25 protein-coding genes are annotated in these 24,927 nt (G+C 69.0%); 8 read left to right on the plus strand and 17 right to left on the minus strand.

The features are described 5' to 3' along the window. Positions 1–147 precede the first annotated feature (147 nt). Positions 148–783, minus strand: coding sequence for an RdgB/HAM1 family non-canonical purine NTP pyrophosphatase (gene rdgB, locus MEU52_RS04945; protein WP_238119697.1), 636 nt, complete (start codon positions 781–783; stop codon positions 148–150). Next, entirely contained in the window at positions 780–1,496 is a 717-nt protein-coding gene (gene rph / locus MEU52_RS04950; protein WP_238119695.1) for a ribonuclease PH, read from the minus strand. Before rph ends, rdgB begins: the two co-directional genes overlap by 4 nt. Positions 1,497–1,713: 217 nt before the next feature. Here rph and hrcA point away from each other — a divergent pair, with 217 nt between their 5' ends. Next, positions 1,714–2,808, plus strand: coding sequence for a heat-inducible transcriptional repressor HrcA (gene hrcA / locus MEU52_RS04955; protein WP_238119693.1), 1,095 nt, complete (start codon positions 1,714–1,716; stop codon positions 2,806–2,808). A gap of 108 nt (positions 2,809–2,916) precedes the next feature. Then, on the plus strand, positions 2,917–3,537 hold the full coding sequence (gene grpE / locus MEU52_RS04960) for a nucleotide exchange factor GrpE (protein ID WP_238119691.1): 621 nt from the start codon (positions 2,917–2,919) through the stop codon (positions 3,535–3,537). A 148-nt stretch (positions 3,538–3,685) separates the two neighbouring features. On the opposite strand, the gene MEU52_RS04965 is transcribed toward grpE, so the two are convergent. Further along, entirely contained in the window at positions 3,686–4,117 is a 432-nt protein-coding gene (locus MEU52_RS04965; protein WP_238119689.1) for a response regulator, read from the minus strand. 109 nt (positions 4,118–4,226) lie between these two features. Further along, entirely contained in the window at positions 4,227–4,796 is a 570-nt protein-coding gene (gene efp / locus MEU52_RS04970) for an elongation factor P (RefSeq protein WP_238119687.1), read from the minus strand. A 144-nt stretch (positions 4,797–4,940) separates the two neighbouring features. On the opposite strand from efp, the gene epmA reads away from it, so the two are divergent. Continuing rightward, positions 4,941–6,008, plus strand: coding sequence for an EF-P lysine aminoacylase EpmA (gene epmA / locus MEU52_RS04975; protein ID WP_238120284.1), 1,068 nt, complete (start codon positions 4,941–4,943; stop codon positions 6,006–6,008). 66 nt (positions 6,009–6,074) lie between these two features. Here the strand turns inward: epmA and MEU52_RS04980 are convergent, their stop codons facing one another. From MEU52_RS04980 to MEU52_RS05015, 8 genes are all read right to left on the minus strand, one after another. Further along, positions 6,075–6,377, minus strand: a complete 303-nt coding sequence (locus MEU52_RS04980) for an STAS domain-containing protein (RefSeq protein ID WP_238119684.1) — start codon at positions 6,375–6,377, stop codon at positions 6,075–6,077. After that, a complete protein-coding gene (locus MEU52_RS04985) occupies positions 6,367–8,007 on the minus strand; it encodes a Na/Pi symporter (RefSeq protein ID WP_238119682.1) in 1,641 nt (546 codons plus the stop codon). Before MEU52_RS04985 ends, MEU52_RS04980 begins: the two co-directional genes overlap by 11 nt. 188 nt (positions 8,008–8,195) lie before the next feature. Beyond that, positions 8,196–8,648: an ATP-binding protein gene (locus MEU52_RS04990; RefSeq protein WP_238119666.1), complete on the minus strand. Its 453-nt coding sequence runs from the start codon at positions 8,646–8,648 to the stop codon at positions 8,196–8,198. A 9-nt stretch (positions 8,649–8,657) separates the two neighbouring features. Then, positions 8,658–9,017, minus strand: coding sequence for an STAS domain-containing protein (locus MEU52_RS04995; RefSeq protein ID WP_238119664.1), 360 nt, complete (start codon positions 9,015–9,017; stop codon positions 8,658–8,660). A gap of 109 nt (positions 9,018–9,126) precedes the next feature. Beyond that, positions 9,127–9,798 carry a GNAT family N-acetyltransferase gene (locus MEU52_RS05000; RefSeq protein WP_238119662.1) on the minus strand — a complete coding sequence of 224 codons (672 nt, stop codon included), beginning with the start codon at positions 9,796–9,798 and terminating at the stop codon, positions 9,127–9,129. Further along, on the minus strand, positions 9,795–10,805 hold the full coding sequence (locus MEU52_RS05005) for an ABC transporter substrate-binding protein (protein ID WP_238119661.1): 1,011 nt from the start codon (positions 10,803–10,805) through the stop codon (positions 9,795–9,797). The genes MEU52_RS05000 and MEU52_RS05005 overlap by 4 nt, the downstream gene beginning before the upstream one ends. Next, entirely contained in the window at positions 10,805–12,793 is a 1,989-nt protein-coding gene (locus MEU52_RS21760; protein WP_273546036.1) for an MFS transporter, read from the minus strand. The genes MEU52_RS05005 and MEU52_RS21760 overlap by 1 nt, the downstream gene beginning before the upstream one ends. Then, complete coding sequence (locus MEU52_RS05015) at positions 12,790–13,485, minus strand: hypothetical protein (protein ID WP_238119659.1); 696 nt, start codon at positions 13,483–13,485, stop codon at positions 12,790–12,792. Before MEU52_RS05015 ends, MEU52_RS21760 begins: the two co-directional genes overlap by 4 nt. A gap of 129 nt (positions 13,486–13,614) precedes the next feature. Between MEU52_RS05015 and MEU52_RS05020 the strand changes: the two genes are divergently transcribed. The 4 genes from MEU52_RS05020 (at position 13,615) to MEU52_RS05035 (ending at position 18,517) form a co-directional block, all read left to right on the plus strand. Next, entirely contained in the window at positions 13,615–14,361 is a 747-nt protein-coding gene (locus tag MEU52_RS05020; protein ID WP_238125002.1) for a hypothetical protein, read from the plus strand. Next, positions 14,351–15,166, plus strand: a complete 816-nt coding sequence (locus MEU52_RS05025) for a hypothetical protein (RefSeq protein ID WP_238119655.1) — start codon at positions 14,351–14,353, stop codon at positions 15,164–15,166. The genes MEU52_RS05020 and MEU52_RS05025 overlap by 11 nt, the downstream gene beginning before the upstream one ends. Then, complete coding sequence (locus MEU52_RS05030; protein ID WP_238119653.1) at positions 15,166–17,223, plus strand: SpoIIE family protein phosphatase; 2,058 nt, start codon at positions 15,166–15,168, stop codon at positions 17,221–17,223. Before MEU52_RS05025 ends, MEU52_RS05030 begins: the two co-directional genes overlap by 1 nt. Positions 17,224–17,302: 79 nt before the next feature. Beyond that, entirely contained in the window at positions 17,303–18,517 is a 1,215-nt protein-coding gene (locus MEU52_RS05035; protein ID WP_238119651.1) for an MFS transporter, read from the plus strand. Between the two features lie 48 nt (positions 18,518–18,565). Here the strand turns inward: MEU52_RS05035 and MEU52_RS05040 are convergent, their stop codons facing one another. From MEU52_RS05040 to MEU52_RS05060, 5 genes are all read right to left on the minus strand, one after another. Then, positions 18,566–20,017: an FAD-binding oxidoreductase gene (locus tag MEU52_RS05040; protein ID WP_238119649.1), complete on the minus strand. Its 1,452-nt coding sequence runs from the start codon at positions 20,015–20,017 to the stop codon at positions 18,566–18,568. 121 nt (positions 20,018–20,138) lie between these two features. Beyond that, positions 20,139–21,068, minus strand: coding sequence for a dihydrodipicolinate synthase family protein (locus tag MEU52_RS05045; RefSeq protein ID WP_238119647.1), 930 nt, complete (start codon positions 21,066–21,068; stop codon positions 20,139–20,141). An 83-nt stretch (positions 21,069–21,151) separates the two neighbouring features. Continuing rightward, a complete protein-coding gene (locus tag MEU52_RS05050) occupies positions 21,152–22,147 on the minus strand; it encodes a TRAP transporter substrate-binding protein (protein ID WP_238119632.1) in 996 nt (331 codons plus the stop codon). Positions 22,148–22,190: 43 nt separating this feature from the next. After that, positions 22,191–23,456: a TRAP transporter large permease gene (locus MEU52_RS05055; RefSeq protein WP_238119630.1), complete on the minus strand. Its 1,266-nt coding sequence runs from the start codon at positions 23,454–23,456 to the stop codon at positions 22,191–22,193. 1 nt (position 23,457) lies between these two features. After that, positions 23,458–24,081, minus strand: a complete 624-nt coding sequence (locus tag MEU52_RS05060; RefSeq protein WP_238119628.1) for a TRAP transporter small permease — start codon at positions 24,079–24,081, stop codon at positions 23,458–23,460. 122 nt (positions 24,082–24,203) lie between these two features. Between MEU52_RS05060 and MEU52_RS05065 the strand changes: the two genes are divergently transcribed. After that, positions 24,204–24,893, plus strand: a complete 690-nt coding sequence (locus tag MEU52_RS05065; RefSeq protein ID WP_238119626.1) for a GntR family transcriptional regulator — start codon at positions 24,204–24,206, stop codon at positions 24,891–24,893. Positions 24,894–24,927: the final 34 nt, after the last annotated feature.

Below are 24,927 nucleotides of genomic sequence, written 5' to 3' on the forward strand. Positions count from 1 at the left end.
GGGGGAAAGGCGGAGAAAACGGGAGGGGGAAAGGCGCCGCCCTTCCCTGATGCTCCGCCGCGCCGTCCGCGCACGCCTCCACCCTGCCCTCCCCCGCAGGCGGGAGAGGGTTCGCATCGGGCGAGCAGATGACGGCGGGCAAGTCGCTCATCCTTCCAGGCAGGCCTTGGAGAGCTTCAGGAAGGCGCGGGCGCGGTGCGAGAGGCCGAAGCCCTTGGGGGGCATGGCGTGCTTCTCGTCGGCGGTCATCTCGGCGAAGGTGCGCGTGTGGTCCTCGGGCACGAACATGGGATCGTAGCCGAAGCCCTTGGCGCCCCGGCGCGGCCACACCAAGGTGCCGTCCACCACCCCCTGGAACTGCTCCAGGTGCCCATCGGGCCAGGCGAGGCACAAGGCCGAGACGAACCGGGCGCGGCGCTGCTCGGGGGTGGTGGCACCGACCTTCTGCAAGGCCGCCTCCACCTTCTCCATGGCCATCTCGAAGTCGCGGTCCGGCCCTGCCCAGCGGGCGGTATGGATGCCGGGCGCGCCACCCAGAGCGTCGATGACAAGGCCGGAATCGTCGGCAAAGGCCGGCAGGTTCGCCGCCTTCGCCGCCGCCACCGCCTTGATGCGGGCATTGCCTTCGAAGGTGGTCTCCGTCTCCTCCGGCTCGGGCAGGCCGAGCTCACCGGCGGAGACCGCCTCCACCCCGAACGGCTCGAGCAGCATGCGCATCTCGATCAGCTTGCCGGGGTTGTGGGTGGCGACCACCAGCCGCCCGGTGAGGCGCCGGTGGCTCATTTGCCGATCGCCTGCTTCTGCAGCGCCACCAGCTGGTCGACACCGTCCTTGGCGAGGCCCAGCAGCGCCAGCAGCTCGTCCTGGGTGAAGGGGGTCTTCTCGGCGGTGCCCTGGATCTCGACGATGCCGCCAGTGCCGGTCATCACGAAATTGGCGTCGGTCTCGGCCACCGAATCCTCGGCATAGTCGAGATCGAGCACCGGCGTGCCCTCATAGATGCCGCAGGAGACCGCCGCCACGTGCTGCTTCAGCGGCATCTCCTTGATCATGGAGCGCGCATACATCCACGACAGGCAGTCGTGCAGGGCGATCCAGGCGCCGGTGATGGAGGCGGTGCGGGTGCCGCCATCGGCCTGGATCACGTCGCAGTCGATGGTGATCTGCTTCTCGCCCATGGCCACGAGATCGGTGACCGAGCGCAGCGAGCGGCCGATCAGCCGCTGGATTTCCTGGGTGCGGCCAGAGGGGCGGCCGGTGGTGGATTCGCGCCGGGTGCGATCATGGGTGGCGCGGGGCAGCATGGCATATTCGGCGGTCACCCAGCCGCGCCCCTGGCCCTTCAGCCACGGCGGCAGGCGCTCTTCCAGGGTGGCGGAAACGAGCACGTGGGTGTTGCCGAACTTGACCAGGCACGAGCCTTCCGCATGGCGCATCACGCCCCGTTCGAACGATACGGCGCGCATCTCGTTGCTGGCGCGCTTGCTGGGGCGCATGGCATGTTCCTTCATGACTTCAGATTCTGGAAAGGCCCGCCGGTGCGGGCTTTCGGGCGCTCCTTTTAGGCGCCGCGCGGGCCTTCCGGCAAGGCGTCGGCCACCGATACCGCTTGAAGCCGGCCGGCGGAGACGACACATAATGGGGAGCGGCGGGCAAAACCGGCCATTCGGGGCGCCCGCCGGGCCCTGACCTGAGGCGTGTGGAACCGTGGCGATGGATCCTCTTCTGTCCCTGTCCTCCGGCGCGCTGGCGCAGATCGACGCCCGTGCGCGGGAGATCTTCCGCCAGATCGTCGAGAGCTATCTCGCCACCGGCGAGCCGGTGGGCTCGCGCAATCTCTCGCGCCTCATCCCCATGACCCTGTCGCCCGCCTCGGTGCGCAACGTGATGGCGGACCTGGAAGCGGCCGGCCTCATCTATGCCCCCCACACCAGCGCCGGGCGGCTGCCCACCGAGCGCGGGCTGCGCTTCTTCGTGGATGCGCTGATGGAGGTGGGCGACGTCAACGCCCGCGACCGCACCAATATCGAAACCCAGGTGATGGCCGCCGCCAAGACCACCACGGTGGAAGGGGTGTTGCAGGAGGCCTCAACCCTGCTCTCGGGCCTTGCCCGCGGCGCCGGCGTCGTCACCGCCACCAAGACCGATCCGCGCCTGAAGCATGTGGAGTTCGTGCCGCTTGATCCCGGCCGGGCGCTGGTGATCCTGGTGTCGGAGGATGGGCAGGTGGAGAACCGCGCCCTCGCGTTGCCGCCCGGCCTGCCAGTGTCGGCCTTGGCGGAGGCCACCAATTTCCTCAATTCCCACATCCGCGGCCGCACCCTGGCGGAAGCGCGGGCGGAGATGGAAAACCTTCTGGCGGAACTGCGGCGCGATCTCGACGCCATCACCGCCCGGGTGGTGGAAGACGGCCTCGCCTCCTGGTCCGGCGACGAGCCGGCGGAACGCAAATTGATCGTGCGCGGCCAGGCCAAACTGCTGGAGGACCTCCATGCGCTGGAGGACCTGGAGCGCATCCGCCTTCTGTTCGACGATCTGGAATCCAAGCGCGAGGTGGTGGACCTGCTGGGCCGCGCCGAGGAGGCGCAGGCGCTGCGCATCTTCATCGGCTCGGAGAACCGCCTGTTCTCCCTCTCCGGCTCCTCCACCATCGTCGCCCCCTATCGCGATGGCCAGGGCCGGGTGGTGGGGGTGCTGGGGGTGATCGGCCCCACCCGGCTCAATTACGGGCGCATCGTGCCCATGGTGGACTTCACCGCCCGGCTGGTGAGCCGGGTGCTGGGCGCCCCGGGGGTGGATGCGGCCTGAGAAGAAGCCGCGCGCAGGCTTGATTTTTCGCGCCCGCCCCCCGATATGCCGTGAGACAGACGGCTCGGCCCCCTTCGGGGCCAAATCCCAGCCAAAAGGAAAGACCGGATGAGCGAGCAGACGAGCGCGCCCGAGACCGGCGACGATGTGAACGCGACGGCGGCAGCGGCCCCCGACGCGCCCGCCGCCGCCCCCGCGCAGGCCGGAGCCGAGACATCAGGCGAGAAGGACCGCCTGGAGGCGGAAATCGCCACCTTGAAGGACAAGTTCCTGCGCGCCTTCGCGGAAGCGGAGAACGTGCGGCGCCGCGCCGACAAGGAGATCGCCGACGCCAAGGTTTATGGCATCGCCAATTTCGCCCGCGATATGCTGACCGTGGCCGACGACCTCTCCCGCGCCCTTTCGGCGGTGGATGATGAGACCAAGGATAAGGCGGAAGGCCCGGTGAAGGCGCTGCTGGAAGGCATCGAGATCACCGAGCGCGGCCTCGCCCAGGCGCTGGAAAAGCACAAGGTGCGCAAGATCGAGCCGCGCGGCGAGAAGTTCGACCCGAACCTGCATCAGGCCATGTTCGAGGTGCCGGACGCGAGCGTGCCCAACGGCACCGTGGTCCAGGTGGTGCAGGCCGGCTATGTGATCGGCGACCGGGTGCTGCGCCCCGCCATGGTGGGCGTCTCCCGCGGTGGCCCGAAGGCAGAGCCGAACGCGGACGCCAAGCCGCAGGGCTGAACGCACCCAGCCGGCAGGCCATCCCCCGGCAGGCCATGGGCCAACACATCTGAAACGGCGGCATCGGCAAGATGCCGCCGTTTCCATGTGGGGCCTGGTTCAGCCGCGTGCGGAAGAGCATGGGTGGTGGCGTCGTCCCGGCGCGCCCTCAGGCTCTGCCCGGGCTCTCGCCGACGCCGCGCAGCCCGAGGGCGCCCGAGGCGCCATGGTGACGGGCCTGGGGCGCAAGGACGTTGGCCAGCGCGGTGGCGATCATCCGGTTGGTATAGGGCTTGGCCACCCGCGGCTTGTGGGTGAACTCACGCGGCATGCGCTCACGGCCGGTAAAGGCAGAGCAGAAGACGAACGGGATGTTGCGCTCGGCCAGCAGCTGTGCGGCCGGATAGACGCTCTCGCCATTGAGGTTCACATCGAGCAGAGCGGCATCCACCGCCTCGTTCTCGGCCGCATCCAGCGCTGCGGCGAGGCTCGCAAATGGCCCCACCACGGTGCAGCCGAGCGCCCTGAGGCCATCTTCCAAGACGAGGGCGACCAGGAACTCGTCTTCCACGACGAGCACCCGCAATCCCGCAAGGTTCATCGTTCACGCCTTCAATACATCTTCCGCCCCATAACGGGCGGCTGGCGTGAAAGTTCCCTTCGCCTTTGGTCACAGCGCCATCCCGCCGGCGGCGGAATGGCGCCGGTCGTCAGTCCTTGGCGCGCTCCACATAGGAGGCGTCGGCGGTCATGATGACCACGCGGGTACCAGCGGAGATGTGCGGCGGCACCATGGTGCGCACGCCATTGGAGAGCATGGCCGGCTTGTAGGATGAAGAGGCGGTCTGGCCCTTCACGGTCGGCTCGGTGTCCACGATCTCCAGGGTCACGCGGGCCGGCAGCTCGATGGCGATGGGATTGCCATTGTGGGTGGAAAGCATGCATTCCATGCCTTCCTGGAGATAGACTGAAAGGTCGCCCATCACGTCCTTGGGCACGGTGACCTGGTCGTAATTCTCCGGATTCATGAAGGTGTAGCCGTCCGAATCCTCGTACAGGAAGGTGTGGGGTCGGTCTTCCACGAAGGCCCGCTCCACCTGTTCGGTGGTGCGATAGCGCTCGGAGATCTTCACACCGTCGGAAATGCGGCGCATGTCCAGCTGGGTCACCGGGGTGCCCTTGCCGGGATGAATGTTTTCAGCGCTCAGGACGACATAGAGCTTATCGTCGATATCGACCACATTGCCTTTGCGCAGGGAGCTGGCGATGACCTTGACCACGTCGCGTCTTCCTTGAACTTTTCTCGCGGCGTCATGCCGCTTTTCACCTTCGGCGCGCACCATACCCATCTTCGCGCCGAGCGCCACCCTTGGTCGCCGTTTCTGGCGCCGGAACGCCCCCGTGAAGGACTTTCGCCCGTGAAAATGGTATCTGGTTCCGCAAAGAGCCCCCAGAGCCCTTGGTGGGATCGGGAGGTCTATGCCGACCGCCGGCCCTTCCTCCTCGCCCGCAACAGGATCACGGCGGCGGTGCGGACCTGGTTCCTGGCCCGCGATTTCATGGAGGTGGAAACCCCGGTGCTGCAGGTCTCGCCGGGCAACGAGGCCCACCTGCACGCCTTCGCCACCGATCTCATCGCCGCCGACGGCACAAGCGCGCCGCTGCACCTGCGCACCTCGCCGGAATTCACCGCCAAAAAACTGCTGGCGGCCGGCGAGCCGCGCTTGTTTGAGCTCGCCCGGGTGTTCCGCAACCGCGAGCGCGGCCCGGCCCACCATCCCGAATTCACCATGCTGGAATGGTATCGGGCCGAGGCGTCCTATACGCAGCTGATGGACGACTGCGCCGACCTGCTTCGGCTGGCCGCCGAAGTGGGCGGCTGCCCGTCATTCAGCTACCGGGGGGCGGCTTGCGACCCCTTCGCCGCGCCGGAGCGGCTCACCCTGATCGACGCTTTCGCCCGTTACGCCGGCATCAACCTCGATGCGGTGCTGCCGGCGCCGGGGACGGCCGCCGACCCCGCGCCGCTCGCCGCCGCCGCCCGCGCCGCCGGCATCCGGGTGGCCGAGGATGACGGCTGGACCGATATTTTTTCAAAAGTGCTGGTGGAGCGCGTCGAGCCCCACCTCGGCATGGGCCGCCCGACCCTGTTGTGCGATTACCCCTCCAGCGAGGCGGCCCTCGCCCGCCCCAAGGCGGACGATCCCCGCCTCGCCGAGCGATTCGAGTTCTATGCCTGCGGTCTGGAGCTGGCCAACGCGTTCGGAGAGCTCACCGATCCACAGGAGCAGCGCCGCCGCTTCACCCACGAGATGGCGCTGAAGGCGCAGCTCTATGGCGAAAGCTATCCGCTGGATGAGGATTTTCTCGCCGCTCTCGCCCACATGCCCGACGCCGCCGGCTGCGCCATGGGCTTCGACCGGCTGGTGCTGCTGGCGAGCGGCGCCCGGCGCATCGACGACGTGCTGTGGGCGCCGGTGGCGACGCCCTGAAGGCGCAGGCCACGGCCTGCGACCGGCGCCAAAAGTGTTCGCTCGAGCGCCGCGCGGGCTTTGGTCTCAGGAGATCTCGAACAGGGTCGAGAAGCCGGAGATGTCGAACACCTCGCGGATCTGCGGCTGCAGCGCCTCCAGCGCCAGCCGGCGCTTGGCCGTGCGCATGGCCTTGCCGGCCACCAGCAGGGCGCGCAGGCCCGAGGAGGACACATAGTCCACCCCCGCAAGATTGACGACGATGCCGCCGCCGGTGGTGGAGACCACCTCCATCAGGCTCGCCTCGAACGGCTTGGCATTGGGCGTATCGAGCCGCCCCGCCACTTTCAGGAGCACGTCCCCGCCAACCAGATCACGCTCAATGTGCATGGACTTCGTTCCGCTCCGCGCCCGACGACAGTCCCGGATTATCGTCATTCTCGACAGGGTGCAACGCCACCACGATGCGGTGCATCAGCCAAACGGCCCGCTCGAACAGCGTGGTTGCAAGCAGCAGCCGGCGCATCTCGTCGCCCGCTTCCGCCTGGGTGCCAAGCAGCGATTGGCGGATGCGATGCAGCAATGTGCTGCGATCGGCGGTGAGCGCCGCCAGCACCGACAGATCCTCCGCCCCCTCCGCATCGGCCAGCGACAGGACGAGGGTGCGCAGGGATTCGGAAAGGTTGAAGCCGAGCGGCGGCAGCGCGTCGAAGCTCTCTACCACCTCGGAGAAGTCGTGCAGGGTGTCCTGCAGGGCGCGAATCATCTCCACCAGCGCCTGCTGGCGCAGCGCCACCGCCAGTTCCTCCGGCCCCGGTCCGCGGCCCATGAGGGCGACGAGGAACAGATCCACGTCGCGCACCACCGCCCCCGCCCCCCGCCACAGCGCAAGCCGTTCTCCGGGGGTGGCCGCGTCGCTCTGGTCGAGGTCGGGCAACAGGGTCGGTAGCAGCGACACCAGCCGCTGGATCTCCCGTTGCGAGAGGTCCAGCGCCGAGGCCGGCGCATCGAGGGCGCGGGTGTCGATGTAGCGGGGCCGCGAGGCGCCATCCTCCAGGCTGGGGGGGCTGAGGCGGCTCGCAAGGCGCTCGGCCGCGCCCCGCGCCAGCGTCACCGGCAGCGCTCCGGCCAATTGCAGGGTCAGGAACAGCACCGAAACCGCCAGGGCGATATTGCCGCCGGCGGCCGCCTGCAGCAGGTCGGCCGGCTCGGCGCTGCCCCACAATCGCGCGCTCACCAGGCCCACCGCCCACAGCGCCGCCACCAGCAGGCAGCCGACCGCCTTCACCAGCACATGGACATGGCACAATTGCCGCCCGGTGCCCTCCAGCCCGCCGGCCGCCAGCAGGGCCGACAGTCCGGAACCGAGATTGGCGCCCAGCACGAGGGGAAAGGCGGCGCTCAGATCCAGCAGGTGCGCCTGCAGGAGCGCCAGCACCAGGAGCGTCGGCGCCGATGACGACTGACTCACCACCGCCAGCGCGAGGCCGATGGCGAAGCCGAGCCAGGGCGAGAGCAGCGGCCCGATCCACGTGGCCATGGCGGCCGCGTCCAGGGCCCGCGGCGCCTGCTTGATGAAGACCAATCCCAGCAGCGCCAGGGTGAGCCCCAGCGCCGCGCCGATCCAGTCGCGCCAGCCCGGGTGACGATCGAGCCGCAGATGAATGGCGAACCCCACCGCGGCGAGGGCAAAGAACACCAGCAGACGAAAATCGATGGCCGCCACCAGCACCAGCGCCGCGGTGCCGACGCTGCCGCCGGCCACCACCGGAATGGCGTCACGGGTGTGGAACACGCCGCCGCGCACCAGATTGCCGCAGATGATGGCCACCGCGTTGCTGGATTGGGTGGCCGCCCCCGCCAGGGTGCCGCAGACAAGGCCCCGGAGCGGCGCGCCGGTGGCGCGGCGGATCCATTGCCGGGCCCGCCAGCCGGTGGCGTGCTGCAGGTGCGACGACAGGCGGCTCAGCCCCACGAACAGAAGGCCGAGGCCGGCCAGAAGCTCAGCAAGAACGGACATCAGTGACGCATTTCACAAACCGCGCGACGCCCCGCCCCGAACCGGACGCCACCGCGCCCGCCGCTGAAAACACGCACAGCGACGCCGCCCGCGCGGGAGCCGGCACGGGGGAGGATGAGCAAGCCTAGCGGCGGCGCATGTCAGTCATGCGACAGCCCCTTGATCCTGTGACAGGTCCGGCGCCCGGTTCAGTCCGCGGCCTTCGGGCCGGCCACCAGGGTCAGCTGGTTTTCCCCGCCCGCGCGTCGGTAGCTGAGGCTTTCGAGGAAATGCCGCATCAGCTGCACCCCATGCCCGCCGATGCGGGCCTCCTCGATGGAGGCGGCCGGATCCGGCTCGGGCAGGCCGGTGGGATCGAAGGCGATGCCATTGTCGATCAACCGCACGGCCACCCGCCCGTGCGGCTGGCGATAGACCTCCAGGCGGATCTGCGGGGCATGGTCGACCGCCGCGAAGCCGTAGGAGATGACATTGGTCAGCGCCTCTTCCACGCTCAGCTCCAGACCGAAGCGCAGCGCATCGGGCCAGCCCTCCCGGGCCCCCAGCGCACCGAGCCACGCGGTGGCGTCGGAGATGGCGGCAAGCTCCGCGCCGACCTGCAGCGCGGAAACCAGCGTATCAGCGGCAGGCGAGGTGCTCATGGGCGCCGGTCAGCCTGCTCCGCCCGCAACCCCGCCGCCCAATTCCGCCAGCGCGGCCTCGCGGGTGGGCACGATGGCGATCAGTTGATCGACGCCGGTGCTGCGCAGCACCCGCTCCACCTGGGGATCGCAGCCGCACAGCAGCATACTGCCCTCGCGGCGGCTCAGCGCCTTGGCATTGGCGAGCAGCAGGCGAATGCCGATCGACGCGATGAACGGGGTCTGGGACAGATCGACCACCACCACCCGGGCCTTGCCCGCCTCGACGGCGAAGGCGGCTTCCACCGCGGCGGCGCCGGCGATGTCCAGACGGCCCTCCAGGGCGATCAGCACCACATCCAGGGCCAACGGCGACGTGTCCATCTTCATGCGTCGGATCTCTCGATCGGCGGCGAGCGCCATCCATGGGCCCCAAAGCGCGCAGCACACTTTAGAGCGCCGCAAGCCGCAGCGGAAGCCCCGCCGCGGCGCCCGCGCCTCAGCGCGGGCGCGCCAGCACCAGGCCCGTGGCGCCCGTGTCCGAGCGGCCGCGCCCATAGCCGCGCCAGCCCTCGGCGAACAGCGCCTTCTGCCGGTCCGTATCGAGCGGATCGACCACGATCCGGGCGCCATCATCGGGCTCCGAACCGTCGCGGACCATGACGTAGCGGGCATAGCCACCGAAGAACAGCTCGATGCCGGAGATGGGAAAACCGCCGGCCACCAGGTTCGACCAGCTGGGCACGTTCACCGGCGCGGCGGTGGAAAACAGCAGCATGTCCGCCGGCGCCAGGTCGATCCGCCCGGCGATGAGGGCCTTCTGCAGCCCCTGCCCGCGATAGGACGGATGCACCGAGGCGCCCGCCAACCGCCCCACCGCCCGGCTCGGCGCCACGTTCAGCAGCCGGTGCGGGCCGTCCTTCGGCGTGTGCTCGTGCTGGAGGATGCCATAGGCCACCAGGGCGCCGCCGTCGCACAGGCCGACGGTGCGCCCGCGACCCGCCAGGATGCTCTCGAAATAGGCCCGGCTCTCCGGCTTCACCACCTCGGGTCGGGCGATGGGCCCGATGGCGACGCGATGCAGCGCCTCCACCGCGTCGAGGTCCGCCGGGCCAAGCTCGCGCTGAGTGAGGGGACGAGCCGGCGCACTGGCCACAACAGCGCTGGTCACGTGACGACCTCCGCATAATTGAGCATGGCGATGGGGGGATAGGCCCCGAGCTGCCGCGCCACGCTCATGTTGATGATGAGTGCGAAACGCCGCAGCGTTTCGATGGGAATGGTGCGCGGTGCGCGATGGTTGACCAGGATCTCGGCGGCTTTCGAGCCGGCAAGCTGGCCGACCGAATAGTAGCGGCTCACCAGCCCCACCAGCCCCAGGCCCTGGCGCAGGAAGAACTCGGTGGCGCCGAAGGTGGGCAGCTTCACCTTGAGGGCGGTCTCGCCCACCCGGTCGAAGATGCTGGCCAGGAAGGTGTCCGCCGGCAGATAAAGCCAGTCGGCGCCCTGCTCCTTGAGATCACGCACGAAGCCTTCGACGCCATCACCGGTGGCGCGGGTGCCGTTCATCACCAGCGGCCGGGTGATCACCTCGACATTGATGGCCGAGCAGAAAGCCCGCATTTCCTCGATGATGGCCAGCGAGTTGTTCTCGTTGGGCGAATAGATGACGCCGACCTTCTTGAACGGCTTGTAGCCCTGCATGGCGCGCATCTGCACATCGGTGGGCACCACGTGCACGGCGCCGGTGACATTGCGCTGGGAGGAGGCGAACGAGGGCGCGATCTTCACCTGCACCGGCGCCGCCACCAGCGCGAACACCACCGGAATGTCGCGCACGAACGGCGCGGTCGGTGGCGCATCATAAGGCCCCACCACCGCCAGGGTGTTGGGGGTGCCGTAAGTATAGATGAGGTCCGGGCGGAAGGTGGGCAGGGTCTCGGCCAGGATGGACTTCACCCGACCGGAATCGCGCTCCACGTCCCTGGTGAGGAATTCCGCATTGATTTCGTTGGCGGCGAAATAGTCGCGGAAGCCCCGCTCCACGTCGGTCTCGCCACGGAAGGTCAGCATCAGGATGCGGAAGGGGGTGCCCGGGCTGTCGGCCCGCGCGGCGCGGCCGAGAAGACCGGCGGCGCCGGCGCCCAGACCCAGCGAGAGGAGCGAACGGCGGTCCATCACACAGGACTCCCTTCGGACGAGGATGCGCGCATGTGGCGGCGCGAACCGGACGTTGCAGCAGACCGTTGTCCCGATAGCGCAAATACCGCTGCGCCCGCCACAACCACAGCGCCCAAAAGCGCGGTTGCAATGGAGAATCCCACCGCTGCCAGCAAAACACCAGCGCCCGCCGGGCCCGCCGCATTGCCGGAGCGCTCCACCAGCCGAAACAAACCCAGTACGCCGGCCGGACGCCCCCCGGCGTGCGCCGCGGTATCGGCCACCAGCGCCGATTGCGAGGCGATGGACATGGACTGGCCGAGCCCCAGCAGCGCCAGCGCCACCACGATCAGCACAGCGGAGGGATTTAGCGGCACCAGCATGGAGCCGATGCCCGATACCAGCCCTCCGGCGATGACGAAACCGGCCCGCGCGTTCCAGCGATCCGCCAGGGCAGCGAAGAACGGCACCGCCAGCACCATCAGCAGCGGATAGATCATCTGAAAGCGGCCGATCGCCGCCGACGAATAGCCCTGCCGCTGCAGCTCCAGCGGCACCAGCAGCAGGCACAGGGCCGCGAACAGCAGCTTGGCGGGAAAGGCGCAGCCGAGCAGCAGCGCCATCAGCCGGGGGGCGCGGGCGGAGCGCGCCAGATCCCGCAGGGTGGCCGGCGCATGCACCACCCCACGGGGCGCCTTCGGCACCACCATGGCGGCCACCAGCGCCGACACCACCGCCACCGCCGCCGAGGTGAACAGCGCCACCTCCGCTCCCAGCCGGTCGGCGATGACACCGCCGATGGGCGGACCGCACAGGCACGCCACCATGATGGCCCGCACGAACACCGCCAGCGCCGCGCTGCGGCCGGCCCCATGGGAATGATCCACCACATGCCCCTGGGCGGAGACGAAGACCAGCGCATAGCCGAGACCGGTGACCACCCGCGCCAGCAGGAACAGGTGGTAGTGTCCGGTCACCGCGGAGACCGCATAGCCGAGCGCCGCCAGCAGCGCCCCAGCGAGGAAGCCGTTGCGCCGCCCCATCCGCTCCGACACGCTGGCGAACGGGATCTGGCACAGGGCCACCACCGCCATGAAAGCGACGATGGGCAGGCTGGCGGCCACATTGGGGCTCAGCCCCGCATCCCCCGCGGCCAGCCCCTGGGCCAGCCGCGGCATGTAGGGCCGGGTGAGCTCCTCGCACAGCATGAACAGGAACAGGGCCGGCCGCACGGCGGCGGCGAGGCGGCTTTCAGTGCCCTCGGTCTCGCCGACACCGCTGCGTTCCGCCAGCCGGTCCAGCCGCGCCACCAGCGCCGCATCCCCGGCCTGGACCGCCCGCGCCCGGGCCTGCCGATGGCGGGCGCCGAGGCGGCTGGTGATCGCGTCGATGGGCGCCAGCAGCGCGCGCACCGCCATGCCGCCGTCATCCTGCTGGGTCGCGAGCCGGCCCCGCGCCAGCGCCTTCAGGCGCTGCTCCACCGCCACCAGCGCGGCGATCGCCCGGCCGCCCACCACCAGCGCCACCAGTTCCAGCGCCACCAGCAGGGCCACCACGCCGATGAAGGCCACATCCAGAAGCACCGCCCCCACCTGCTGCCAGACCACGGTGGGATCCACGGTGATGGCGATCTCCGCCACCGGCCCCCCTGCGCCTTGCACCGCGGTGCGCACCACAGCCGCATCGTCGAGCCCCACCCGGGTTCCCGAGCGCGCCAGCACCTCGCCGGAGGGCAACGACAGGCGGATTTCCGCAAACTCGCGGCTCGGGGCTCGCAATTCGTCGAAATAGGCGGGAACCTCGACGAGATCACGCACTGGAATGCCCGCGGCCACCGCCCGCTCCACCAGCCCGCCGGCGGAGCGGCCCACCGTCTCGGCCTTGGCGAGAATGGCCGGGACGATGGTGCGCTGCGCCACCCGCTGCGCGCCCCAGCCGATCACCGCCAGCGCGGCGCACAGAATGAGGGCGATGGCGATGGTGACCGCGGCGCGCAGACCGATCATCGTCCGCCTCCGGCCGCACCGGGGGCCTGCGCGTCCCGGTGCACCCCTTCGATTTCGGCCAGCACCGCCCGCGCCGCGCCGGGCCAGCGGCTGGGATGCGCCGCGCGCCGCACTGCCCGGCGCAGGGCCCCCGCCAGCACCGCGCCCACCAGGATGGTCGCCACCACCGCGCCGGCCAGCGTCGGCCAGGCCACCGCCCACAGGGCGCCGTGGATCTCATCCGCCACCATCGCGAGCGCACGGGGGTCATAGCGCATGATGACCCGCCCGATGATCGCATCGAAATCGTTGCGCACCAGGCTCACCACCTGGTGGGGGGCGGCGGCGTCAGCCACCTGCCCCACCCGCTCGGGGGCACTCGAAAAGACGATGGCGCCCCGTTCGTCGGCAATGTCGATGGAAATGAGATCGGCTTCCAGCCGCGCCTCGCGCCGCAGCACCTCGGTGAGGGTGCGCTGCACCGGCACGGCAATACCGAGGGAGGCGGCGCGCTCGATGATGCTGGAGATGCGGGTGGCGGTGACCTTGAAGCGCGCCTCCACCGCCGTGCCATAGGCACCGCTCAAGGTGGCATTGGCGAAATAGGTGCCGAACGCCACGCAGGCGGCGGCGATCAAGGCGAAAACAGCGATCAGCGACACGGTGGCGCGCGTCATGTCCAGGCCGGAACGGAGCGGAGATCCCACCACCATGTCAACCTCGCAGCGGTATGAAAAGCATCCTGAGATTGCAGGATTTTTTTGATCGCGTACCGTTTTTTTCTGGTTTGGTCCCACGGCTCCGTTTAACGTCCCCCGGCGTCGATCCGGTGAAGCAGGTTCATGACGTTCGTAAGTCGCTTGGCTCTGGTTATGATCCTCGCTGTGATCGCCACTGTGGTGGCGGTCGCGGGGCTTTGCTTTGCCGCCAGCGAACGGGTGAATGTGGAGATCGAACGGGCCCGGGTGGCTAATCTGCTCACCACCTTGCGCACCGCCACCGAGGGCAACCTCTCCATTGGCCTGACCCTCGACCAGATCTCCACCCTGCAGGCGCGCATCGAGCGCGAGAAGGCCAACGACCCGTCGATCCTCGCCATCGACATCTTCAACGCCGCCGGCCGCGCCATCTATTCCACCGACCGCAGCGTCATCGGTGAGGCCCTGCCGCAGGATTGGGTGCAGCGGCTCGCCGATGCCGGCATCTGGCAGACCGTGGAGCGGGGCGACACCGTCTTCGGCACCCATTTCGAGAACGACCTCGGCGTCGCCGGCGGCCTTTCGGTCACCGTCTCCGACCGCAGCCGCCTGGCGCGGACCCAATCCCTGGGGCTGAGCCTGCTGGGCCTCGCCATCGCCCTCGCCGCGGTGGCCGCCATCATCGTGGTGATCGCCGCCGTGCTGTTCTCCTATGTGATGTCCCGCCCGTTCGAGCAGGTGACGCGGATCCTCTCCGGCGAGGCCATGAGCGCCACGTCCGACCGGCAGCTGTCGCGCCTCGCCTTCCTCACCCACCGCAACTGGCAACGCGCCGAAGCCCGGGTCGACCGCGGCCTCGGCCAATTGGGGGCACTCGACGATGCGGCCTGACCCGGTGGATCCCGGGCGGGCGCGCCTGCTGACGGCGGTGTTCGCCTTCCTCGTGACCCTGCTCATCGGCGGCACGGCGGCGGCGCTGCTCACCACCTCCTACCGCGCCCAGGTGCAGGACAGCGCCCGGCGCGACGCTCTGGTGATCGGCACCTCGGTCGCCCGTGCCCTGGCCCAGCAGTTCGAGAAAGCCGCCCGCTTCGGCATTCCCCTGAAGCTGCTGCCGGGGGTGGAGGCCCACCTGGAAGAGACGGTGATCGCCACCCCCGGCATCACCCAGATCATCCTGCGCGGACCCGACGGGCGCGAGTTGCGCAGCGCCATGGACGGCGAGCCGGGCATCGATTCCGCCACCGCCGACGTGGTGGTCGACGGCAATGTCGTGGCCACGGTGGAGGTGGGCACCAATCCCGTGGCCTTTGCCCAGGCGTTCGCCAATGTGGCCGTGCAGGCGGCGGTGGTGGTGTTCATCTGCGCCGCCCTGGCGGCCTTGGCGGCGGGCCTGCTGGTGGGGCTCGCCCTCGACCGCGCCGAAGCGCGCCTGGCCGACGGCCTCAACCGCGCCATCGCCGGTGATTTCGACTGGGACGCCCGCTCCGGCGTGCGCTATGGCGCGGTGGGCCGCGCCTTCCGGGCCCTGAGCGCCGGCAATCGCCATGTGCGCGATCGCCGGGCGGTGTTCGATGCCTATGCGGAGGAGCTGCTGGCGGTGGATTTTGACGGCAGCCTGCGCCCCGAGGTGGAAAGCCTGCGCCAGGACGTGCTGGCCCCGCCGGCCGCCACGGACAAGGAGCGCGACGCCTGATGCTGCTGCGCACCCGGATCACCCTCATCGTGGCGCTCGGCTTCCTCGTGCTGATGCTGGGCGTGTGGGCCGCGACGCTGTTGCGCGACCGCGTCGCGGAAGTGCGCGAGGGCGAGGTGGCCATTGCCGGACAGACGGTGCTGTGGCGCGAGATCGTCGCCTTCCAGACCAACAACCTGTCCCGCATCCTGGAGCGCGTCGACCGCTCCTCGGCGTTCCGCATCGCCCTTGGCTTCGCCGACCGGCCGGGAGTCGCCACCGCGCTCAAGGACGCCGGCGTGGACGTGGGCGACCCCGACACTTCGTTCGAGGTGGTCGGCAGCGACCGCGAGCTGATCTACGGCGCCGGCGGCACCGGGCACACGCGCACCATCCTCGACGCCAGCAGCCTCGACCGCGCCCTCAAGGGCGAAGTGCTCGGCGGATTGCGGCAGGTGGCCGCCGACCGCATCATCGTCATCTCCACCCGCACCGTCACCCTGCCCAATGGCGGCAGCGCGGTGCTGGTGCTCGGGCGCGATGCCAGCCTCGGCATCGACCGCTTCGCCCGAGGCATCGGCGCCACCACCACCCTCATCACCGTGCGCGGCCGGGTGGTGACGAGCACCGATCTGCGCCTGTGGGAACGGGCCAAGCTCACCCTGACCCCGCGCCGCCCCCTGGCCGAGCGCATCAGCGTGGACAGTCGCAACTACACCCTCACCAGCGTGCCGGTGGAAGCCATCGGCGGCAGCGTGGTGGGCGCCCTGGTCAGCCTGGTGGACACCACCGAGACCCTGCGCACCTCCAACCTCATCCGCCAGGCCGCCGTCTGGGGGGCGATCGCGCTGATGGTGCTGGGCATCATCGGCCTCAACCTGTTCCTCTGGTACAGCTTCCGGCCCCTGGAATCGGCCATCGACGTGCTCCAGGCGCTGGCCCGCGGCGACACTTCGGTCACCGTGGACCATGCCGGATCCGACGAGATCGGCCGCATCGCCTCGGCGGTGGTGGCGCTGCGTGGCCATGTGCAGGCGCTGGCCGAAAGCCGCCGCCAGCGCGAGCGGGTGCGGCGCCGCCAGGAGGCGGTGATCTCCAGCGAGCTCAAGGCCCTCGCCGCCGCCATCGACCCCACCGACCGCGAGGAGGTGCTGGCACTGCTGGCCACCCAGCCCGAAGACGCCCAGCGGGACGATGAGCTGCGGCGCGTGGCGCGGGTGCTGCACGACCTCTCGCGGCGCATCGTCGAGCAATATACCCGCCTCTCCTCCATGGTGGTCGAGCTGCGCGAGGCCCTCATCACCAAGACCAAGCTGGCTGGCCTGCAGCAGGAGCTGGAGATCGCCCGCCAGGTGCAGCTCGCCATTCTGCCCAAGGAGTTCCCGCCCGATGCCCGTGTGGCGGTGCACGGCCAGATGACCCCGGCCCGCGAGGTGGGCGGCGACTTCTACGATTACTTCATGATCGACGACCACACCCTCGGCTTCGTGGTGGCGGACGTCTCCGGCAAGGGCGTTCCGGCCGCCCTGTTCATGGCCATCTCGCGCACCCTGCTGCGCTCCACCGCGTTGTTCGAGCGCTCGCCAGCGGGCTGCATCCGCCGCCTCAACGACCTCCTGGCGGTCGAGAACGACCAGATGCTGTTCGTGACCGTCCTCTATGGCGTGCTTGATCTCAACACCGGACAGGTCACTTATGTGAACGCCGGCCACAACCTGCCGTATCACGTGGCCAGCTCCGGCGAAGTTGCAACCCTGCCATCCACTGGCGGCATGGCAGTGGCGGTGCTGGAAGGCTTCGTCTATGTGGAGCGCACCTTCTCCCTGGCCCCCGGCGACACCCTTTTCCTGTACACCGACGGCGTGACCGAAGCCTTCGACGTGGATCAGAATCCCTACGGCGAAACGCGCCTGGAGACCCTGCTGCAGAGCGGCGCCAACGACTGGTCGGTCCTGGAGCTCTCGGAGCGGGTACTGGCCTCGGTGCACATTTTCGAGCGCGGCGCGCCCCAGGCGGACGACATCACCTGCTTGACCCTGCGCTATTTCGGCGGCAAGGGAGCCCAGCGCCCGGCCTGAGCTGCCCCCGCGGCGCAGCCACACGCCCATCCATCGGAGACGGCACCGCCGCCCGACAAGAGGCGGACGGGAGGACAGGGTGTCTGTGAATGCCGATGCGGCCCCCGAGGTTTCGGGCGAGGTCGCCACCATCGGGGCGGTGGGCGTCGCCCATTTCACCAGCCACATGCTGCAGCTGGCGCTGGCGCCCCTGTTCCTGTTCATGCGGGATGATCTGGGCACCTCCTTCACCGAGCTAGGGCTGGTTCTGTCGGTCTATTTCCTGTGCTCGGCGGCCGGCCAGGTGATGGCCGGCGTGCTGGTGGACCGGTTCGGCGCCGACCGGCTGCTGCTGTCCGGCATGATCCTGCAAGGCGGCGCCACCGCCGCCATGGGATTTGCGCCCCATTACGAGATGCTGCTGCCCCTCGCCGCCCTCGCCGGGTTCGGCAACAGCGTCTATCACCCCGCCGATCTGTCGATCCTCAGCCACAAGGTAGCGCCCCAGCGCCTGGGCCGGGCCTTCGCCACCCATGTGATCTGCGGCAATATCGGCTTTGCCCTGTCGCCGCTGATCAGCGGTGCCCTGGGCGCCATCTTCGGCTGGCGCACGGCGCTGACCACCATGGGCCTCGGCGCGCTCCTTGTGGTGGCCGGCCTCGCCTTGTTCCGCGCCCTGCTCCATTGCGCGCCCGCGCCGGCCGCCGCGGCGGGCACGCCCCATGCGGCCAGCCCGCTGACCTTCCGCACCGTGCTCACCACGCCGGTGGTGATCGTCGCCTTTCTCTATTTCCTGCTCACCTCGCTCTCCCTGAACGGGGTGCAGAGCTTCTCCATCGTCGCGCTGCAGGAGGGCTTCGGCGCCTCGCTCATGCTGGCCACCCTGGCGGTGACGCTCTATCAGCTGGGCAGTGCGGCGGGGGTCGCCATCGGTGGCCACATTGCCGACCGGGCGGAGAACCACCACCTCATCGCCATGAGCGGGCTCGCGGTCTCCGCGGTGCTGGCGGTGCTGGCGGCGGTGATGCATGTGCCGCCGGAGGTGACGGTGGCCTTCATCGCCGCGGTGGGCTTCGCCATCGGCATCACCATGCCCTCGCGCGACGTGCTGGTGCGCCGCACGGCGCCGGCCGGCGCCACCGGCAAGGTGTTCGGCGTGGTCTATTCGGGCTACGACGTGGGCGGTCTGGTGGGGCCAATCGTCTACGGCATGATCCTCGACCACCACGCCCCGCGCCTGGTCTATCTGGCGGCGGCGGTACCGCTGGCCCTGGCCGTGGGCACCGCCTTCGGCGTGCGCCGGCGCCCGGCCTGAAGCGTCCTCTGAGGTCGGGCGAAGGATCGCCTTCGCCCGGCACCCGTGTCACGAGGTGGGCAGCACCTTGCCGGGATTGAGGAGGTCCCGCGGATCAAGGGTGCGCTTCAGCGCCGCCATCACGTCGAGGGCCACCGGATCCTTGTAGAGCGGCAGCTCGTCCCGCTTCAGATAGCCGATGCCGTGCTCGGCCGAGATGGAGCCGCCCATGCTCGCCACCAGGTCGTGCACCAGGCGGTTGAACTCCTCCCAGGTGTCGAGATAGGCCTGCTTGTCCATGCCGATGGGCTGGCTCAGGTTGAAGTGGATGTTGCCGTCGCCCATGTGGCCGAACGGGCACGGGCGCAGGCCCGGCATATGTTCCACACACAGGCGGCTCGCCTCGACGATGAACTCCGGCACCCGCGACACCGGCACCGACACGTCGTGCTTGATGGAGCCGCCCTCGAACTTCTGGGCATCCGACAGAGTTTCGCGCAGCTTCCACAGCGCCTGGGCCTGGGCCTCGCTGGCGGCGATCACCGCATCTTCCACCTCGCCGGCCTCGAAGGCATCGGCCAGCACGCCTTCGACCAGACCGGCCAGGTCATCGTCGCGGCGGGTCGAGGTGAGCTCGGCCAGAATGTAGAATTCATGCTCGCCGGTGAGCGGGCGCGTGGTGCCCGGCATGTGCTTCAGCACCATCTCAAGACCGATGCGCGGCATGATCTCAAAGCCGGTCAGGGCATCGCCGGCCACGTTGCGCAGCCGGTTGAACAGCGCCAGCGCCGCATGGGCGTCGGCGAGGCCCACGAACGAGGTGGCCCGCTGGCGCGGCGCCGGAAACAGCCGCAGCGACGCGGCGGTGATGATGCCCAGGGTGCCTTCGGCGCCGATGAACAGGTCCTTGAGATCGTAGCCCGTATTGTCCTTGCGCAGGCGCGACAGGCCGTTCCAGATCCGCCCGTCGGGCAGCACCACTTCCAGGCCGAAGGCCAATTCGCGCATGTTGCCATAGCGCAGCACGCCGGTGCCGCCGGCATTGGTGGAGAGGTTGCCACCGATCTGGCAGGTGCCTTCCGAGGCGATGGAGAGCGGAAACAGGCAGTCCGCCTCCGCCGCCGCCTGCTGCACCTGATGCAGGGTGCAGCCGGCTTCCGCCACCACCGTCAGGTCGGTGGCATCCAGGCTGCGGATGCGGTTGAGCCGGCCCAGCGACATGAGGATGGCGCCGAACGGCACCTGTCCGCCCACGAGACCGGTATTGCCCCCCTGGGGCACCAGCGGCAGGCCCAGCTCCACGCAGGTGGCGACGATGAAGGCCACCTCCTCGGTGCTGCCGGGCTTCAGCAGCGCCGGGGTGGCGCCATGGAACAGGCCGCGCCCTTCCACGAGGTGGGGGGCGATCTCCTGGGGATCGGTGACCACGTGAGGGGCACCGATGCGCGCCGCGACGCGCTCCAGCAGGGTGGCGACGCGGGTGGCGTCGAGAGCCAGCGGCTCGGGGGTGGTGATGGACATGGGCGGGAAAGTGCCGCAGCCCTTGTTTCCCCGCAAGAGCCCTCGCGCCGCACCCGCACGACATTTTCGCCATCCCCCCGCCGGCGGCACGGGGATGGCGAGCGGGCGGCGATCCGGCGCCTCAGGCGGCCGGGCTCAGACCCACGTCGGGGAGGTCCGAGCGGGTGGCGAGGGCCTTGGCCACCAGCGCTTCCACCTCGGCCTTCTCGTGATCCAGCAGCGCCAGGCGCGGCGGGCGGGTGCGCCAGGTGCCGCGGCCCAGAAGGTGCTCGCACAGCTTGATGCACTGCACCAGATCGGGGCGGGCATCGAGGTGCAGCAGCGGCATGAACCACTCATAGAGCGCCATGGCTTCCGCGTAGCGGCCGGCACGGGCGAGGCGGAACAGGGTCTCGCCCTCGCGGGGGAAGGCATTGGACATGCCGGACACCCAGCCCTGCGCCCCCACGGCGATGCTCTCCACCACCACGTCGTCGAGGCCGGCGAACATCACGAAGCGGTCGCCCACCTTGTTGCGCAGGTCGATGAAGCGGCGGGTGTCACCGGAGCTTTCCTTGAAGCAGACGATGGTGTCGCAATCCACCAGTGAGGCGATCACGTCGGGGGTCACGTCGTTCTTGTAGATCGGCGGGTTGTTGTAGACCATCACCGGCACGTCGGTGGCCTTGGAGACGGTGCGGAAATGGGCCGCGGTCTCATGCGGCTTGGAGGAATAGACCAGCGCCGGCATCAGCATGATGCCATCCACCCCCACCCTGGCCGCCTCCTTGGCGGTGGCGACGGCGAAATCGGTGGTGAATTCGGCGATGCCGCAGATCACCGGCACCCGGCCGGCGGCCACGGACTTGGCGGCCTCCATCACCTGCACCTTCTCCGCGGTGGCAAGCGAGGTGTTCTCACCCACCGTGCCGCAGACGATGAGGCCGGACACGCCATCGCGGATCAGGCCTTCGAGCACCTTGGCGGTGGCGTCGATGTCGAGGGAATAGTCCTCACGGAACTGCGTGGTCACGGCGGGAAAGACGCCTTCCCACCCGATAGCCGGCTTCATCTTGATTGGTCCTTGTTGGGATCTGAGGGGGGACGGCGGGCACACGCCCGGCCGTCTGAGGCGTTCGCGGGAGACCGCGCAGGTCAGAGGCTGGCGCCCACCTTGCGCAGCTCGCCCAGCACCGGCGCCTTGGGCAGCCAGATCTTGTCGTATTCGGCGATGATCTTCTCGCGATCGGCCACTTCGGCCACCTTGATCGGGATAACCTCGCCGAACTTCTTCAGCAGCACCGGCTCGTTGGCCACGGTCTCGTCGATCTGGACGTCGAGGGCGTCCTTGGTGAGCTTGGTGATGAGCGCTTTGTCCTCCGGCGAGAGGGTGGCCCACACCCGGCCGGAGACCAGCGCCACCACCGGCATGAAGATGGCGTCCATCTTCAGCATGGTCTTGGAGACCTTGTCGAAGCGCTGGTTCCAGGAGAAGTCGAGATCGGCCTCCAGGCCGTCCACCTGGCCGTTGGACATGGCATCGAACACCGCCGGAGTGGGGATCGGCGTGGGGGCGGCGCCCAGCAACTGGTAGAAGTCGCGGTAGGCCGGCGTGGTGTTGATGCGCAGCTTCATGCCGTTGAGGTCCTTGATGCCCGAGATGGGCTTCGCGGAAAACACCACGCGCATGGTGGTGATGCCCCAGCCGAGGCCGACCGTGCCGGTCTCCTTGGGCAGCACCTTCAGCATCTCCATGGCCACCGGCGTGCGCACAAGCTGGCCGGCCTTGGCGGTGGAATCCACCACCCACGGCGCGTTGATGGCGGCGATGGAAGGCACCCGCGAGCCGAGCTCGGCGGTCATGATCCAGCCCATATCGAGGGCGCCGGTCTGCAGCTGCTGCATCATCGCCGCCTCGTTGCCCAGCTGGCCCGAGGGGAAGACGGAGATGGAGAGGCGGCCGCCGGTGGCCTCCTTCAGCTGCGCGCCCACCTTCTCGGCGGCCACGTTCCAGGGGTGGCCCACCGGGGTGATGATGCCGAGGCGGAATTCCCGCCCGTCCGCCGCCCGGGCCACATGGGGCGCGGCGAACGGCAGAGCGGCGGCGCCGGCGGTGGCACCGAGGAGGAAGTGGCGACGGGTCAAGGTCATGTCAGGCTCCCGTTGGATCTCGTGGAAGGTCGTGTTTGTTGTTTCACTTGATGAGCAAGGTGGAGAGCGTCGGCACCAGCGACAGCAGCACCAGAAGGGCACAGGCGGCGAAGAAGAACGGCAGGGTCACGATGAACATCTTGCCGGTCTTGGCCCCGGTGACCGCGGAGGCGACGAAGAAGCACAGGCCCACCGGCGGCGAGAGGAAGCCAAGCACCAGGTTGATCACCGCCACCACGCCGAACTGCACGGGATCGATGTGGTAGACCAGGGTGGCGATGGGCAGCAGGATGGGCACCGTCATGATGAGGCCGGGCGCGCCGTCGATGACGGTGCCGATCACCAGCAGGATGACATTGACCAGCAGCATGAAGGTGATCGGATCGGTCGCCACCGTCTGCACCCAGGCGGCCACCGCCTGCGGCACCTTCCCGTAGACCAGCACCCAGGACAGCACCGCCGCCACCGCCACCAGGAACAGGATGACGGCCGAATAGAGCCCCGCCCGCAGCAGCATCTGCGGCAATTGCGCGAAGCGCAGCTCGCGGGTCCAGTAGCGGCCGATCAGCACCGCCGCCAGCGCCCCCACCGCCGCCGCCTCGGTGGCATTGGCAAGGCCGGTGAGGATGGACCCGACGATGACCACCGGAATGATCAGGGTGGGCACCGCACCCAGCACGATGGAGATGCGCTCGGCCCAGCTCATGGGCTCGCCCTTGGGATAGGCGTAGACGTAACCCATGGCATAGATGACGAGGCAGAACAGGCCGGTGAGCAGCACGCCGGGAATGATGCCGGCAATCAGCATGTCGCTGACCGAGACCTGCGCCAGCACCGAATACACCACGAACATGATCGAGGGCGGAATGATGGGCCCGAGCATGCCTGCATAGGCGGTGAGGCCGGCGGAGAAGGTCTTGTCGTAGCCCTTCTTCTCCATCTCCGGCACCAGGATCTGGGCCATGATGGCCACCTGCGCGGTGGCCGAGCCCAGGATCGAGGAAACGAACATGTTGGCGAGCAGGTTCACATAGGCGAGGCCGCCGCGCATGGTGCCGACGAAGGCCATGGCCATGTCGATGAGGCGCCGGGTGATGCCGCCGCCGTTCATGATCTCGCCGATCAGCACGAACAGCGGAATGGCAATGAGGCCATAGCTGTCCACCCCGCCGAACAGCTGGGTGGGAAAGGTCTGCAGCAGCAGCGGGTTGCCGGTAGCCAGGATGTAGACGATGCCGGCAAGCGCGATGCACAGGCTGATGGGCACGCCCACCAGCATGGTGATGAGGAAGGCGGCGGAGGTCAGCATCTCAGCTCGCCGCCTCCGCATGGGCCATGGGAAAGCCCGCATGCGCCGCCATCGGCACCAGCCCCAGATCTTCCATGAGATTGGCGAGGCCGTGCAGGATCATGGAGCAGGCGAAGATGGGAATGATCAGCTGAACCGCCCAGGTGGGCCAGTTCAGGGTCTGGGTGCGCTCGGTATAGAGAAAGTTGAAGCTCTCGCCGGCAAAGGTCCTGGCGTCGAATCCGGCGGCGGCAATGCCGACGGGATCCATCCACAGCCAGCACATATAGGCGAGCAGCAGGCCGAACAGCACGGTGAAGCCGGTGGCCAGCGCCTTCGCCACCTGCGCGCCCTTGCGCTGTAGCTTCTCGGTGAGAAGACCGACCGTGAAATCAAGCCGCAGGCGGGTCATGGCCGAGGCGCCGATGAAGGCGAGCCAGACCACCGTGTAAATGGCGGATTCATCGATCCAATAGAGCGGCACGCCGGTGTAGCGGGTCACCACATTCAACAGGATCAGGCCGCACAGCAGCGCCATGAGGACGATGATGGCGACCCGTTCCACCCTGAGCCAGGCCGACGAAGCGGCCAGCACGAGCCGGCCCGTCGCCGCCTTGCCGGGCGTCGTGGAGGAAGTTTCGGTCATGTTCACGCTCTGGAAGACGGACCGTTTCGGTCTCGATTTCGTGCTTTCGCCCAAACTGTAGATTTTATACAATCGACACGTCAATACCCTCCCCGGCGAAATCCGGCTAGCTTGGCCGCACAATGAAGACGAACCTGAAGCACCGCACCTTGTCGTCGGCGATCCTTGATCAACTCCGGCAGGCGATCCTCGACGGCAGCCATCCCGCCGGCACCCAGCTGCGCCAGGATGCGCTGGCGGAAGCCTATGGGGTCAGCCGCATTCCGGTGCGCGAGGCGCTGTTCCAGCTGGAGGCGGAAGGGCTGGTGCGCATGGTGCCCCAGAAGGGCGCCATCGTTTCCGATCTGTCGGTGGACGAGATCAACGACGTGTTCGAGCTGCGGCGGATGCTGGAGCCCCGCCTGCTGGAAGCCTCCCTGCCCCGCTTCGTCGGCGAGGATTTCGCCCGGCTCGATGCCATCCAGGCCCGTTTCGTGGGCGCGACCCTCGCCCACGACGTGTCGAGCTGGGGCCTTCTGAACGCCGACTTCCACATGGCGCTCTATGCGCCTGCGCCCCTGCCCCGCAGCCGGCAGATCGTCGCCGCGCTGCTGCAGACGTCCGACCGCTACACCCGCCTGCAACTTTCCACGCCGGAAGCCATGGAGCGCGCCCGCACCGAGCACGCCGCCCTGATCGCCCTGTGCCGCGCCGGCAAGGCGGAGGAGGCCTGCCACCTGCTCGATGCCCATATCGGCACCGTGCACACCGAGCTGCTGCAGGTGATCGCGCGGCGCGGCGTCGCCGGCAGGCCGGCCCCGGCGGAGGCCTGAGGCGCGGAACCGCCACCACTCCGGCACCGTTATC

It is taken from the genome of Xanthobacter sp. NM-25, assembly GCF_022138605.1.
Taxonomy (GTDB): Bacteria; Pseudomonadota; Alphaproteobacteria; order Rhizobiales; family Xanthobacteraceae; genus Xanthobacter.